At 49.7% G+C, this 14,890-nt stretch carries 13 protein-coding genes; 3 read left to right on the top strand and 10 right to left on the bottom strand.

Features of this window, described 5'->3' with window-relative positions; all coding sequences use genetic code 11:
• Window positions 1-2: 2 nt before the first annotated feature.
• From phoQ to rluE, 7 genes are all read right to left on the bottom strand, one after another.
• Window positions 3-1,457 (bottom strand): two-component system sensor histidine kinase PhoQ, encoded by a 1,455-nt coding sequence (gene phoQ / locus DMB82_RS11625; protein ID WP_116155792.1) that lies wholly within the window; start codon window positions 1,455-1,457, stop codon window positions 3-5.
• Window positions 1,454-2,143: a two-component system response regulator PhoP gene (gene phoP, locus DMB82_RS11620; protein ID WP_102117896.1), complete on the bottom strand. Its 690-nt coding sequence runs from the start codon at window positions 2,141-2,143 to the stop codon at window positions 1,454-1,456. The genes phoQ and phoP overlap by 4 nt, the downstream gene beginning before the upstream one ends.
• 437 nt (window positions 2,144-2,580) lie before the next feature.
• Entirely contained in the window at window positions 2,581-3,951 is a 1,371-nt protein-coding gene (gene purB, locus DMB82_RS11615) for an adenylosuccinate lyase (protein WP_102117897.1), read from the bottom strand.
• Between the two features lie 148 nt (window positions 3,952-4,099).
• Window positions 4,100-4,738, bottom strand: a complete 639-nt coding sequence (hflD, locus tag DMB82_RS11610) for a high frequency lysogenization protein HflD (protein WP_116162325.1) — start codon at window positions 4,736-4,738, stop codon at window positions 4,100-4,102.
• Between the two features lie 2 nt (window positions 4,739-4,740).
• The gene (gene mnmA / locus DMB82_RS11605) at window positions 4,741-5,847 is read right to left on the bottom strand and encodes a tRNA 2-thiouridine(34) synthase MnmA (protein WP_102117899.1); all 1,107 of its coding nucleotides are present in this window, start codon (window positions 5,845-5,847) and stop codon (window positions 4,741-4,743) included.
• Window positions 5,848-5,986: 139 nt separating this feature from the next.
• Window positions 5,987-6,433, bottom strand: a complete 447-nt coding sequence (locus DMB82_RS11600) for an NUDIX hydrolase (RefSeq protein ID WP_102117900.1) — start codon at window positions 6,431-6,433, stop codon at window positions 5,987-5,989.
• The gene (gene rluE, locus DMB82_RS11595; protein WP_226887658.1) at window positions 6,426-7,052 is read right to left on the bottom strand and encodes a 23S rRNA pseudouridine(2457) synthase RluE; all 627 of its coding nucleotides are present in this window, start codon (window positions 7,050-7,052) and stop codon (window positions 6,426-6,428) included. The genes DMB82_RS11600 and rluE overlap by 8 nt, the downstream gene beginning before the upstream one ends.
• Before the next feature lie 130 nt (window positions 7,053-7,182).
• On the opposite strand from rluE, the gene icd reads away from it, so the two are divergent.
• Entirely contained in the window at window positions 7,183-8,436 is a 1,254-nt protein-coding gene (gene icd / locus DMB82_RS11590; RefSeq protein WP_010275741.1) for an NADP-dependent isocitrate dehydrogenase, read from the top strand.
• Window positions 8,437-8,487: 51 nt separating this feature from the next.
• Here icd and DMB82_RS11585 read toward each other — a convergent pair whose 3' ends face one another.
• From DMB82_RS11585 to DMB82_RS11575, 3 genes are all read right to left on the bottom strand, one after another.
• A complete protein-coding gene (locus DMB82_RS11585; RefSeq protein WP_116162321.1) occupies window positions 8,488-9,597 on the bottom strand; it encodes a 4Fe-4S binding protein in 1,110 nt (369 codons plus the stop codon).
• Window positions 9,598-10,056: 459 nt separating this feature from the next.
• Window positions 10,057-10,407 (bottom strand): Mor transcription activator family protein, encoded by a 351-nt coding sequence (locus DMB82_RS11580; RefSeq protein WP_010297884.1) that lies wholly within the window; start codon window positions 10,405-10,407, stop codon window positions 10,057-10,059.
• A gap of 499 nt (window positions 10,408-10,906) precedes the next feature.
• The gene (locus DMB82_RS11575; protein ID WP_040032427.1) at window positions 10,907-11,641 is read right to left on the bottom strand and encodes an XRE family transcriptional regulator; all 735 of its coding nucleotides are present in this window, start codon (window positions 11,639-11,641) and stop codon (window positions 10,907-10,909) included.
• 402 nt (window positions 11,642-12,043) lie between these two features.
• Between DMB82_RS11575 and DMB82_RS11570 the strand changes: the two genes are divergently transcribed.
• Both DMB82_RS11570 and DMB82_RS11565 read left to right on the top strand, forming a co-directional pair.
• Window positions 12,044-12,301 (top strand): hypothetical protein, encoded by a 258-nt coding sequence (locus DMB82_RS11570; RefSeq protein ID WP_102117905.1) that lies wholly within the window; start codon window positions 12,044-12,046, stop codon window positions 12,299-12,301.
• A gap of 386 nt (window positions 12,302-12,687) precedes the next feature.
• Window positions 12,688-14,856 carry a sensor domain-containing phosphodiesterase gene (locus tag DMB82_RS11565; RefSeq protein ID WP_116162319.1) on the top strand — a complete coding sequence of 723 codons (2,169 nt, stop codon included), beginning with the start codon at window positions 12,688-12,690 and terminating at the stop codon, window positions 14,854-14,856.
• Window positions 14,857-14,890: the final 34 nt, after the last annotated feature.

Genomic DNA, 14,890 nt, shown 5'->3' with positions numbered 1-14,890 from the left:
TTTCACCCCTCATTCTGGTTCAGGTTCTGGCGGGAGAAAATAGCTTCGACCCGGGCACCGCCCAGTACGCTGTCGCTGATGAGGATCTCCCCCTGATACTGTTCAATAATTTCGACCGCAACGGCAAGGCCGATACCTTGTCCGGGACGCATACGGTCGGCGCGTTGCCCACGCAGGAAAATCATTTCGCGCTTGCTTTCGTGGATGCCGGGGCCATCATCATCAATGATCAGATGCAGTTTGTGATCGGAGTATTGCACGCTAATTTCGACAAATTCCAGACAGTATTTACAGGCGTTATCAAGAATATTGCCCAGCACTTCCATGAAATCATTTTTCTCACCGACGAAGGTCAGCTCGGGCGGAATATCGAGCGTCAACACCACGCCCTTGCGCTGATACACCTTATTTAACGCGGAACATAAACCGTCCAGCAGCGCCGGAACCGAGTGCACTTCGCGTATCAGCAGATTATGTTCAGAACGCACGCTGGCGCGATGCAAGTAATAACCAATCTGCTGCGAGATACGGCTGATCTGCGACAGCATAATAGGTTCAGCCTGATCGATAGTGATCTCTTTGCCGGTTCGCAGTGCACGTAACGTGGTCTGTAAAACCGCCAATGGTGTTTTCAAACTGTGGGTGAGGTCGGTGAGCGTTGTGCGGTATTTATGGTAGCGCTGGCGTTCGTTATTCAGCAGGATATTTAGGTTTTTCACCAGACTGAACAACTCGCGCGGCGAATTTTCATCCAGTTGATCGCGCGTGCCTTTTTCCAGCTCGGCGATCTGTTTTACCAGATGCTGAATAGGACGCAGGCTCCAGTGAGCGCCCAGCCAAAGCAGGGGAAGCACCAGCAGAAGGTTGGCGATCAACACATAGCTGAACCATTCCCACACCACGTCTTGCTGTTGGAGTTCCTGCGGGATGCGATCGACGACAACAATCGTGATGGAAGGGAGATGTTCGGTCTTCGGGTAAACGTTCACGGCGATGGAGTGCGTTAACGCATTACTCTGCGCGCCGTTCAGCGCTCGCAGGCTGCTCAGCAATAAGGTATTGCCCGTTAATACCGCGCTGCTGGTATCGGTGTCGGTATCTAGCTCGTGATAGGCTGTCTTGTTCAACCATTCCGGCTTGATTAGCGCTTCCAGCTCGGGAACGTGTTTTTCTCGCCATAACACGTTGCCATGCACGTCGTATATCAACACCAGTGTGGGAAAATTGATGTCAACGTCGGACGGCGTGACGATATTCAGTTGGTTATCGCGCCACTGCGCAAGGCTGTAGTAGAGGTTACTTTCGCCGCGCAGCAAACGGAATGAGGTTTTATCAAAGTTGACGCTGTAACCGATAATGGCGACGACGCCATAGGCGAGCGACAGCGCCAGCACGATGGCCGCTGTCGCGAGTAAAAAACGAATACGCAGCGAGAAGGGCGGTTTCTTATCGCTCATGCTGAGCCTGAAGGGATATCAATATCAAAGCGATATCCTTGTCCGCGTACGGTAGTGATCACATCCGGGGCTTCTGCTTGCTGAATTTTCTTGCGTAACCGCCCCATCAACACGTCGATGGTATGACTTTCCCGCAGTTCTGCATCGGGGTACAGCTGCAACATCAACGACTCTTTGCTGACGACTTTTCCTTTGTTGCGAATCAATGTCTCGATAATGGTGTATTCAAACGCGGTGAGCTTGATAGGCGATCCGTGGATCACCAGTTCACGACGCGATAAGTCGATCTCAAAGGGCGGCAGGCTGATGACTTGCGATGCCAGCCCGCTGTTGCGCCGCATCAGTGCCTGCAAACGCGCTACGACCTCTTCCATATGGAACGGCTTGGTGACGTAATCGTCCGCACCGGCTTCCAGCACCGCCACTTTGTCCTGCCAGCCTTCACGGGCGGTCAGCACCAGAATCGGGAGCTTGACCTGATGGGCGCGCCAGCGACGGATCATGCTCATGCCGTCTTCATCGGGCAACCCAAGGTCGACAATGGCGATGTCTGGCATATTCTCATGCAGAAAATAATCCGCTTCTTTGGCGTCAGATGCGGCGTCAACCTGGTGCCCCATTTCGTTCATCTGAACGGTTAAATGGTGGCGCAATAATGCATTATCTTCAACGACCAGAATTCGCATCGCTATATCCTCTGTCGAATAGAAATGGCCATGTTTATCGAAATACGGCTATGGCCATGTCTTTCATGTATGTCTCTTCCGCGTATCAACATTATACGCAGCGAACGGTATTTATTTGATTTGTTAAATTATCCACAGGGAGGGTAAACCGGGTATAAACAGGCTGGAAATGGTCATACTCGTCATACTTCGAGTTGCATGTGTGTTGGCTTCAGTCAGTCACCCGAATCACTTACCTGAGTAAGCTCATCGGGATGAAATGAGAGACATCCTGTCTCTCACCGAAGGCCAGCCTTTGGCTGGTCAAATTCGTTCCCGACGAATTTGTCCTTCCCTTGCCGCCTACCTGAAACTCGAATTATTTAGAGTATGGTGCGGCAGCTAACTGGCGGGCAGGGCGCCCGCCAGAGAGGGATTGCGATCGGGTTTGAGAACGGTTATTTCAGGTCATCGACCATCGCGATAGCACGGCCGATATAGTTGGCTGGCGTCATCGCCTTCAGGCGCGTTTTTTCCGCTTCTGGCAACGCCAGGCCATCGATAAATTCCTGAATACCGGCAGCATCAACGCGTTTGCCACGCGTCAGCTCTTTCAGCTTCTCGTATGGCTTTTCAATGCCGTAGCGACGCATCACGGTTTGGATTGGCTCTGCCAACACTTCCCAGTTGTGATCCAGTTCGTCAGCCAGACGATCGCGATTCACTTCCAGTTTGCTGATGCCTTTCATCGTGGCCTGATACGCAATCAGCGCATAGCCCACGCCGACGCCCAGATTGCGCAGCACGGTAGAGTCGGTGAGGTCACGCTGCCAACGGGAAACTGGCAGTTTGCTAGCCAGATGCCCCAGAACGGCGTTCGCCAGACCCAGGTTGCCTTCCGAGTTTTCGAAGTCAATTGGGTTCACTTTATGCGGCATGGTGGAAGAACCGATTTCGCCCGCAATGGTTTTCTGCTTGAAGTGATTCAGGGCAATGTAGCCCCAAATATCACGGTCAAAATCGATCAAAATCGTGTTGAAACGCGCGATGCAGTCAAACAGCTCGGCGATGTAATCGTGCGGTTCGATCTGCGTGGTGTACGGGTTCCAGTTGATGCCTAGCGAGGTAACAAAGCTTTCACTGAACTGGTGCCAATCCACTTCTGGGTAGGCAACCAGATGGGCGTTATAGTTGCCAACGGCACCATTAATCTTGCCCAGAATCTCAACCTGTTGCAGCTGGCGATATTGGCGATCCATACGGTAAGCCACGTTAGCAAACTCTTTACCGATAGTGGACGGCGTAGCGGGCTGGCCGTGTGTACGGGAAAGCAGCGGGATATCGCGATATTCCTGCGCCAGCGTTTTCAGCGCATCAATGATTTGACGCCAGTGCGGCAGGATCACGTCGCGGCGAGCGGTATCCAGCATCAGTGCATGAGACAGGTTGTTGATGTCTTCTGACGTACAGGCGAAGTGGATGAATTCGTTGACGGCGTGCAGCGCCGGAATAGCGGCAACTTTCTCTTTCAGGAAGTACTCAACGGCTTTCACGTCGTGGTTGGTCGTGCGCTCGATGGTTTTAATGCGGGCCGCATCTTCTTCACTGAATTCGGCGACAATTTTATCAAGGAAAGCGTTTGCGTCAGCGTCAAATGCAGGAACTTCCTGGATCTCTGCACAGGCTGCCAGTTTTTGCAGCCAACGTACTTCAACCTGCACACGGAATTTCAGCAAACCGAATTCGCTGAAAATGGTGCGCAACGTGCTGACTTTATCGCCGTAGCGTCCATCAATTGGGGAAACGGCGGTCAGTGAGGATAATTCCATCGCAAGCAACTCCTGAGATTGGTTTCAATAACGATTAATTTCAATAAGAACGGCGATTTCAATAACAAGCCGTTTCAATAACTGCAACGGGTTAGTGACGCTGGCGTGAATCACACCAGCAGCACCAAGGATAGCGGCAACAATAGCATCAAACGGATGAACAACGCGCCAATATCTGTTTCGCTTCTTTTACCAACTGGCCGCGTGAGAACATCAGCTGTAAGCGCCCGCCGCCAATTTGCTGCCAGAGTACCGCAGAACGTATACCGGCCAGCAGCGCGGCACGCACTTTAGCCTGCACCTGGCTGTTTTTCAGCACGTCCGGTGAACCGATAACCTGAATACGTGGCCCAAGCGTACTGATGACATCCACGTAAATCGCCGCTAGCGCGCTCACAATCGTCTCGGAGAGCAGGTCAAAATGCTCCAGTTGGCGCTCCAACTGCCCGATGCGTTTGCCCAATTCGTCAAGCGCGGCGGGTTTCGCTTTCAGTTTGCGCTCTAGCGCAATCAGGCTGAAAGCATAGCGTGATAATTCCGCGCCCGCGCCTTTATTACTGCTGGTGTTCAGAATGCCTAACAGCGTTTCCAGCCCAACTTTCAGGTTCTGCTCGTCATTACCGTAAACGGCCAGCGTAGACGCCGGATTGAGATTTAACACGCTGTTCAGCGAGGTATGCAGCACATCGTTATTACAGCTACCGGTATGGGCCAGTTGCTGGACTACATACGCCGATTGGCAAATGCCCGCTAGCGCCAGCGTAATTTCATAATAGTTCTTAGCCACGGTTACTCCTGTAAGCGTTCTTCAATGATACCGCCGCCAAGGCAAACGTCGTCCAGATAAAAGACGGCGGATTGGCCCGGAGTCACGGCTGCGACAGGCTCATCAAAACGCACGGTGATGCGATCGTCGGCCAGTGGCGTGACGGTGCAGGGGATATCCGCCTGACGATAACGTGTTTTCACCGTACAACGTAATTCAGCGGTGAGAGGCTGACGATCGACCCAGTGTAACTGCTGTGCGATTAAACCGTACGACATCAGGCGAGGGTGTTCGTGACCCTGCGCGACATACAGAATATTGTTGGCGACATCTTTATCTACCACGTACCAAGGGTCTTCGCCGCCGTCTTTGACGCCGCCAATACCCAGACCTTTGCGCTGCCCCAGCGTGTGGTACATCAGCCCTTGATGCTGTCCCATCGGTTTATTGTCGTCGACGGACAGAATCGGACCCGGCTGTGCGGGCAGGTAGCGCGCCAGAAAATCGGTGAATTTGCGCTCACCGATGAAACAAATACCGGTCGAGTCTTTTTTCTTCGCGGTTGCCAGTTCAAGCGCTTCGGCAATTTTACGTACCTGCGGTTTTTCCAGCTCACCGACCGGAAACAGGCTCTGTGCGATCTGTTCGTGGCTCAGCGTATAAAGAAAATAGCTCTGGTCTTTGTTGCCGTCCATGCCGCGCAGCAAACGGCTTTTGCCGTCAACGTCGTGACGACGGACATAGTGGCCTGTCGCGATGTAGTCTGCCCCGAGATCCTCAGCGGCGAATTCCAGGAAGGCTTTGAATTTGATTTCTTTATTGCACAGGATATCGGGGTTGGGGGTACGGCCCGCTTTGTATTCTTCAAGGAAGAGTTCAAACACGTTGTCCCAATATTCAGCGGCAAAGTTGACGGTATGGAGTTCGATACCCAGCTTGTCGCAAACGGCCTGCGCATCGGCAAGATCGGTGGCCGCTGAGCAATATTCCGTGTCATCATCCTCTTCCCAGTTCTTCATGAACAGGCCTTCAACATGATAGCCCTGTTGCTGTAACAGGTAAGCGGAAACGGAGGAATCAACACCGCCGGACATACCGACAATCACTTTTTTCTGGCTGTTATCTGACATGGAAGTCTCACGAACTGAAATTTACTGACGCATTGATGCGAAAAACAAGCGGAATATTTTAGCATGTTGAACTGAGGGCTGCATCGCTATTCCTGCCGTGCGGTGGTGAAGTCCGTTCACAGCAGGAATAGCAAGATGCCTAAAATGGCCAATTGAACGCGCCCAATACGGTTAACGGATAGCGTTCTTGCTGCTGATAGCAGCGAATACTTTCGGCCACCAGTGGTGAACGAAGCTGACGCGAATGCAGAATTTCCTCGGCGGTCAGCCAGCGGCAGCATTCGATATCACTGTCGTGCGGCTGGGTTGCGACCCGCGTAGGCAGATCGAGCGCGAAGCAAAAGCGTAAAAATGGCGTGCTGTCGGGCGCGATCCATTGGTGCAGACGCAAGAAACTCTGTGGTGTAGCCTGAATGCCCGTTTCTTCCCACAGCTCACGGCTTGCAGCCTGAATCAGTGTCTCGTTGGCTTCCAGATGGCCCGCGGGCTGGTTCCACAATAATTTATCGTTAATTAACTCTTCGACGACCAGAAAATGGTTTTCGGCCTGTACCACACAGGCGACTGTCACATGGGGTTTAAACATCCATTATCTCCTTCCATTCTCCAGGTAACAGGTTTTCTACGGTCTGATTGGCCATGCCGTATCGAATCAGACGCAAGGTAGGATACCCGATATTTGCCGTCATACGCCGGACTTGCCGATTACGGCCTTCATGTAGCGTGATTTTTAACCAGCAGTCGGGAATGCTTTTACGCTCGCGGATAGGGGGATTACGCGGCCACAGCCAACTGGGTTCCGGTACGATCTCCGCACCGGCGGGCAGTGTTTTGCAGTCATTCAGATCTAAACCCGTACGAAAGCGCGTCAATGCGGCGTCGTCAGGAATACCTTCGACCTGAACATAGTAAATTTTGGCCGTTTTTTGCGTCGGTTGGGTCAGTCGAGCCTGAAGTTTGCCGTCATTGGTGAGAATCATCAGGCCTTCGCTGTCGCGATCCAGACGCCCGGCGGCATAAATACCGCTAATCGGAATATAATCTTTCAGCGTCCGGCGGCCAGCTTCATCAGTGAATTGCGGCAAGACATCGAAAGGTTTATTGAACAAAACGATGCGGCGCGGCGCGTTGTCTGGCTGCCTTTTTCTTGCTGGCTGTGAGCTGAATCGTTTAACTTTGTGATTTTTAACAGAGAATTTATTCATCATCTTTATAGTCGCGGATAACAAAAGCATTATACTCAAATGGTTTGCGATTGGCGCGGGCTAAATATTCAAGTAGTATTGACACGCATCTTACAAGTCATTAACAAAATTGCGCTCGAAGGAGAGGTTAATGGAAAGCAAAGTAGTTGTACCGACAGAAGGTCAGAAAATCACGGTTGACGCTCAAGGCAAACTGGTTGTTCCAAACAACCCGGTCATTCCGTTTATCGAAGGCGACGGCATCGGTATCGATGTCACGCCTGCCATGATCAACGTCGTTGACGCCGCTGTGAAGAAAGCCTATCAGGGCAAGCGCGCGATTTCTTGGATGGAAATCTATACCGGTGAAAAATCCACGCAGGTCTACGGTAAAGATGTCTGGCTGCCAGAAGAAACACTGGATTTGATCCGTGAATACCGTGTGGCGATTAAGGGCCCGCTGACAACGCCAGTCGGTGGTGGTATTCGTTCTCTGAACGTTGCACTGCGCCAACAGTTGGATCTGTATGTTTGCCTGCGTCCGGTACGCTACTACGAAGGTACACCTAGCCCGGTTAAACAGCCTGAACTGACCGACATGGTGATCTTCCGTGAAAACGCCGAAGACATCTATGCAGGTATCGAGTGGAAAGCAGGTTCTGCTGAAGCAGACAAAGTGATTAAATTCCTGCGTGAAGAAATGGGCGTTAACAAAATCCGTTTCCCTGAGCAGTGTGGTATCGGTATTAAGCCGTGTTCCGAAGAGGGTACCAAACGCTTGGTTCGCGCTGCTATCGAATACGCGATTACCAACGACCGTGATTCCGTCACGCTGGTGCACAAAGGCAACATCATGAAATTCACCGAAGGCGCGTTCAAAGACTGGGGATACCAGTTGGCGCGTGAAGAATTCGGCGGTGAGCTGATCGATGGCGGCCCATGGGTGAAAATCAAGAACCCGAACACCGGCAAAGAGATCGTGGTAAAAGACGTGATCGCCGATGCATTCCTGCAACAAATCCTGCTGCGCCCTGCTGAATACGATGTGATCGCCTGCATGAACCTGAACGGTGATTACATTTCCGATGCATTGGCAGCACAGGTTGGCGGTATCGGTATTGCCCCAGGCGCGAACATCGGTGACGAATGCGCACTGTTTGAAGCCACGCACGGTACTGCACCTAAATATGCGGGTCAGGACAAAGTGAACCCAGGTTCCGTGATTCTGTCTGCTGAAATGATGCTGCGTCACCTGCAATGGTTCGAAGCGGCTGACCTGATTGTTAAGGGCGTTGAAGGCGCGATCAAGAACAAGACCGTGACTTACGATTTCGAACGTCTGATGGAAGGCGCTAAGCTACGGAAATGTAGCGAGTTTGCGCAGGACATCATCGATAATATGTAATCTGCTATTCAGCGCAGATGAACATCAGGGGCCAATTTGGCCCCTTTTTCTTTATGGATGACCAATACTTTGTGAGTCGGGAATGAGCCGGAAATACATGTGTTCGGGAATCGGGCTGTCCCAGCCGCCGATGTACATCGCAAAGCCGATCATGCCGAAAAGGATACCGAGCACCAGTAGCGTCATCGTGATACCGGACAATGCAGTTTGTCGCCATAGCGGTTTAGTTGTTTCGCTGCCTTTTTCCTGCGAGCCTGAGGGCTTCATCAGCGAAAAATGGAGCGTTGAGGCCACCGGGCAGGATTCGACGCAGGTCATGCAGGCCGTGCATTCCGCTGTTCTCACCTGAATCAGTTTATCTACCGGAATGTTAGACGGGCAGACCTTGGCGCACTTGCCGCAATCGATACAACGGGTGGCGTTGCGGCGAATCTTGAAAGGCGACAGCAGCGAAAATACCCCCATGAGTGCACCGTAGGGACAAAGGTAGCGGCACCAAAAATGGCGGACGAACAGGCTGACAAACGTAAAAAGAAAAACGCAGACTAACGTGATGGTGCCGATATTGCGGAAGAAGCCGAGCATTTTGACGTCGGCGATTAAGCCGTAAGGCGACATCAGGAACATATAAATGCCTTGTGCTGGCATCGATAAGGCGACATAGAGGAAAAAGCTTAATAATAGATATTTCAGGCTACGCAGCGGAATATCCAGCCACTTCGGAAGAATGAATTGACGTCCAACTATTTTTTTCCCCAATGCACCTACCCACTCGGAAATCGTGCCGATAGGGCATAGCCAGGAGCAGAACGATTTTTTCAGTAACAGGCTGGTGAGAATAAATGCGAGAAGTAATAGCATTGACGCAAGGTGGATAGGGGGAAAATTACCCGTTTCCCACGTGAGTTTCACGTTCATCAATCCGGCAATTGGCAACCAGCCCTCAATACCGCCCGGCCTTGACATATAAAGGCTCGTGCCGCCAGTTTCAAAGTGGCGTACCCAAAAATAGAAGGTGATACCGATATAAACGTTGATCGCCAATAGCAGAATCTGTGTTGCTCTGCGCCAGGTTAGGGCGTTGCGCCAGTCATTCCAGGGAAGTTTACCGCCAGTGGTTCCGGGGCGGCGTTGCCACCGCTTTCTTGCTTTCTCGCTCATTGCTCTCAATTGCCCCCATTTATTTTTTTCACTCGGCGCCTTCAATACACCGAAGGGATTGTGGGGCAACGTTATCACGCTCGGAATGGTTAAAAATTGATTTGTGCATTGTAAATGCATGTTTGTGGTTTTTTTAGCTGATTGATTTGAATAAGAAGAGAGACAAGAGTGCAGAAGGACGATTTTTCTAAGAGCAAAATGAGAGATATAAAAAAGAATGGATACGCAAACGTACCCATTCTATTAATTACCAGACGGTATTATCTTGAATATATCTTTTATGCTTCAAATTGCGTATGTTGCCCGACGTCAGCGTATAGGAATACCTTGCTACATTTGCACAATTCTTATGATTTAGGTCATTTTTATTAAAAGCAAAGATTATAGTTATTATTAAATCATCTTTTTTATTGTTTTCTTTTAATTAGCGCCTGAGAGTTTAATTCATGATTTTTTGCATTATGCCTGGGTATGCTGTTTTGCCTGTAGTTCCTCTTTTCGCATCGTTCTGACAATTTTATAAATCCATTGCAGTGAGACATTATATTTTTTAGCCAGAGCGCTGTGATTGCGCCCGTCAAACTCTTCATAGATTTGAAGATCGCGTTGAGATGCGCGCCAGGAGATTCCCATCGGGAAATAAACGTTCTGTCCGCCCCATACGGTCATCATATGTTTGGCAACGGCATTGCCGACCAGCTCGGCGGTTTGTGGATCTAACTCCGTGACGTTTTTGACCGTATCGGCAACGTGTTGAGAAAGTTCGACCAGAAGCTCAGGACCTTTACTGCGAAATTGTGGTTCAGTCATAAATCACCCTATTGTTATGTGTGTTGTTACTGACGTGAAAACTGAGTTGTTACCTTTGCAGGGATGCCCTGCTGTCATGTGTCTATTTTAAAACTATAGTTGTTTTTATGTCAACATCTTTAGTTTTAATTTGAGTTGTTTTTGGTTGTAAAAAGAAATGACAACCCGCGAGGCTACACGCAAAAAAGGCCAGATGAGGGGCAAAAAATCCCGCCACAGGGCGGGAAAGGAACAACATTGACAGGATGAATAACACAACATCAACAAGGGTTGATGAAACAATAGCATGAGGATTGTATAAAATTGTTGCGCGTAGGTAAGGTTACTTGGGCGGGGGTAAACGTTTTTTAGCGCTGAAACGTTTATTGGTAAAGCGGTTACTGGTAGCCCTTTTATTGGCAAAACATGTATTGATCAAACAAGCCGGCGTCCGTATTGGTCCGCCGGCTTTGATGAGAGAAAAGAGAGCGCTATAGCGCGGGATACCGCTAATTTAGTGTTACAGCAGCACCGAATACCAGAACACGCGGCCAATGATCTCGACGTCAGATTCGTAGGCTTCTTCGTCAGTCTCGCGATTGAAGCTATGGATCACGAGAAGACCGCCCGGCTTGCGGTAAAGTTGTTTGATTCGTTTTAGTTTGTCGTTGCCGCCGCCTTCCTGAGCGATGGCGTACAGCTTTCCATCAATGATGCGTTTGTTGTTAGTATCAACCGCAACGGTGGTTCCATCAGGAATGATGGGTTCCATACTGTCACCCGCAGCCGGGAAGCAAAGAACGCCTGAACCGTCCGTATTTGCCCCCACCTTACGCAGCGTAGCTTTAGAGAAACGGAGCTTAAAGCCGTTGTAATCCTCACTTTGAATGCGTCCGTCGCCGCAGGCAAACTCAATATCCTTTAAAAAGGGCACTTCCACCTCGTCCTCTGATAGTTCTGTCGTGCTATCCCAAGCTGATACGGTGCCCCATTCGGATTTTGGCGGAATGCTGGGTTCCTGAAGCGAGCGAGTGACTTCGCTGCTACGCATTGGATCTTCGCCGTTTGCCAACCATTCAGGGCGAACATGTAGTGCATTGGAAAGCTCAACAATCTTGGTTGTCTGCGACGCTTTCCCCACCTCGATCTTCTGTATGGCGGCCTGAGATACGCCAATCATGTCGCCAAGTGCTTTTTGACTAAGCCCTTGTGCAGTTCTGGCGGTCTTTAATCGTTCTGCAAGTGTCGTTTTCATCTGATCAATGTACAACCTAGGTTGTCATTTATCAAGCGGGTATGAATCTTGTTTAAAAAAAGCCACCGCCGTTCGTCATTGGTACGTGTAATAATTGCACATAAATACAACTTGAAATACGATTTAAGTTGTTATCTTGTGGCGCTAATCCTGTGTGGCAGGATGAGATAACGTCGGCATCCCTAAGCGCTATCGCTCGATTATCAAGAATCCTAATAAGTATCAGGCAGTCATAGTATCGTCTTATTCCTCCCCCTGATTTGCTTTAAACATGTGGGTCACTTGATCTAAATCACAATCTGGCCGTATGCATTTTGCTTTTATGGGCATCCCGTTGTGGGAAATATAATCAATAAATTCGTTTCATTAAGCATGCGCATGACTGCGTGTCGCGGAGGATGTATGTCTGTAATTCGCACGTGTTTAAGTCTGTTTGGTGGTGATACGGTAATTGTCCGGTGTACTAATACATTTGAAGTGCAAATGAGCAATGGTGAACAGGAAACCATGACTGAAGAGAATAGTGCTACGCAGGACTCTATTTGCCGTCATGCGGAAGGCGAAGTGTATTTAACGGTGCCTTATACAGGGATTTGGGATGTCGTGATTCGAGCAAAAAATGATACACCTGAGCATTCAATAACCTATTTCCCCGCCTGATTATTCTCTGGTTGGTTATATTCTGTTAATAACTTGATAATAGGTTGCCGTTATCCGGTCGAAGTACTTGAATATACCAACCCTTCTCCTTTCTTTTCTGGCCTTATCGCTCAACGTTGTGAGTGCGGCGGTATCTTTCTATTTCGCGTTTCATCTATTATCTTAATTCATGCTTCTACTTGTTGTTATTCATGATTTGCATGGAGGATAGAGTCTGGATCTTTTGCCATACTCAATACTCAGTTACCATACGTCTTGACTCTTGGCAAGAGAAGGGCCTGAGTTTGCTAACGTTGGCCTGCTGCTCTTATCATTGCTGCAATATTTTGGATTTATCGCTAAATTTTTGTCTAATATGAACATTAATACGATGGGAGGGGGAACCCATGAGTCGTGCCCCAATAAGCAAAGATGAAGACAAACGTCTTGCTGCTCTTCGTGAGTATGGCATTAAGAACGTATTATTTGATCCAGGTCTGAGTAACCTGATTAGTCTGGCCGCTAACATCTTCAGCGTGCCTATCGTATTGGTGTCGCTAGTAGAGGCTGAACACCAACTGTTTGCTGCCAGCGTAGGCGTTCCTTTTTGCGAAACGTCTCGCGATATCTCTTTTTGTGCCCATACGATCCTAAAGAAAAAGATCATGGTCGTGCCCGATGCCCTTAAGGATGCGCGTTTTAAAAATAATCCGCTGGTTGTGGGCGTTCCCTACCTTCGTTTTTATGCTGGCATTCCACTCATTACGTTGTCTGGGCATGCCATCGGCACCTTGTGCATTATCGATTTGAAACCCAGAACGGCATTCACCAAACGTGATGAGCACAATTTGCAGGATCTGGCTTCATTAGTGATGGATAAGCTGGAAATGCGACGTTTGGAACTGGCGCGGAAAGCCAGTCAGGTGCGTTTTGAAAATATTGCCAATACCTCGCCTGATACCATTTTGTGCGTTAATGAGAAGGGGATGATCACCTTCTGGAATACCGCAGCGGAACACATGCTGGAATATACTGACGAGGAGATTATTGGCCGCAGTATTAATACCATCGTGCCCGATGCCTTTGTCGTGCAGCTTAACCACTTGGTCACCGATCGGGATTCGCTGATGAAAGGCGTAACGCTGGAGCTCAACGTACAAGCTAAAGGCGGTAGTCTGGTTCCAGTCGAATTATCGGTTTCTATGTGGGAAGACAACGATAATATTAACTATGGCGCGATATTGCGTGACATTACAGAACGGCGGCGAAATGAAGAACGGCTGTTTTTGCTGGCGCATCTGGACCCGTTAACTGGGTTGGCAAACCGGACGTTGCTGAAATCCAGCCTGGAAACCGCGCTAAAGAATGAACCTGCGGTTTGTATCATGATGGTCGATTTGGATGGATTCAAAGATGTGAATGACAGTCTGGGGCATTCCTGCGGCGATAATATTCTGGTGCATGTCGCCAAAAAAATAAAAGCCACGGTTCGCTCCGGTGATGTTGTGGCGAGAATGGGCGGTGATGAATTTGCGCTGCTTTTTCCTGGTCTGAGTGACAAAAAGGTCGCAGGCAAAATCGCAGAGCAAATTATTCATGAAATTTCGCGGGCGATGATTATTGACGATCATCAAATCAATATTAGTGCCAGCATTGGTGCGGTGCTGTACCCAGAATATGGATTGACCGTGCAGGATCTGTTGACAAGCGCGGATTTAGCGCTGTATCAGGCGAAGTCTGAAGGTCGAAACTGCTACCGCTTTTTTACGCGAGAACTACTTGAGGTCTTTCAAGCTAAGCATGCTTTCCAGTTAGAATTTGTGCGCGCTTACGAGCAGCATGAGTTTGAGATGTTCTATCAACCACAGGTCAAACTGGCGACGAATGAGATTGTTGGGGCGGAGGCGCTGCTGCGCTGGCGTCACCCAGAAAGAGGGGTGCTTAGCCCAGCCGCGTTTCTTACTGCACTGGAAAACGGCCCATGGGCAGAACGTGTCGGGGATTGGATCGTCGAAACGGCATGCAGGCAGGCGGCAGAATGGTGTCAGGCGAGTGACAGCTATTTTCGTATCAGCATTAATCTTTTCAGCGCGCAGTTTCGTACCGGTATGTTGGCGCAAAAGATTATGGATGTTCTTGCGCGTACTGGGTTACAACCCCGTTCTCTGGAGCTGGAAATCACGGAGAATATCATCCTGCGGTATGATGAAAGTATGTTGCAGCCGTTAAATACGTTGCGTGAAGCAGGAATCGGTATTGCCTTTGATGATTATGGAACGGGCTATGCGTCGCTCAGCATGCTTAAAAACTACCCGGTGACTCGGCTGAAGATCGATCAAACGTTTGTCCGAACCATGTGCGAGTCTCCGCCGGATGCGGCGATTGTCCGAGCGATCCTGTATCTCGGGAAAAGTTTCGGTCTGGGTGTGATTGCAGAGGGTGTGGAAACCTTAGAGCAGAGCGAGCGTCTGCGGGGTAAAGGGTGTGAGGAAGCGCAGGGATATCTGTTTGGACATCCGATGCCTGCGGAGGAATTTACCCAGTTGCTGAAACTGAATAAGCCAATAGACGTGTAAGCAAGGTAGACGAACAGCGTTTTTACTATCCTGT

Source organism: Pectobacterium aquaticum, assembly GCF_003382565.3.
GTDB lineage: Bacteria > Pseudomonadota > Gammaproteobacteria > Enterobacterales > Enterobacteriaceae > Pectobacterium > Pectobacterium aquaticum.
This window is presented reverse-complemented; position numbering and strand designations above follow the sequence as displayed.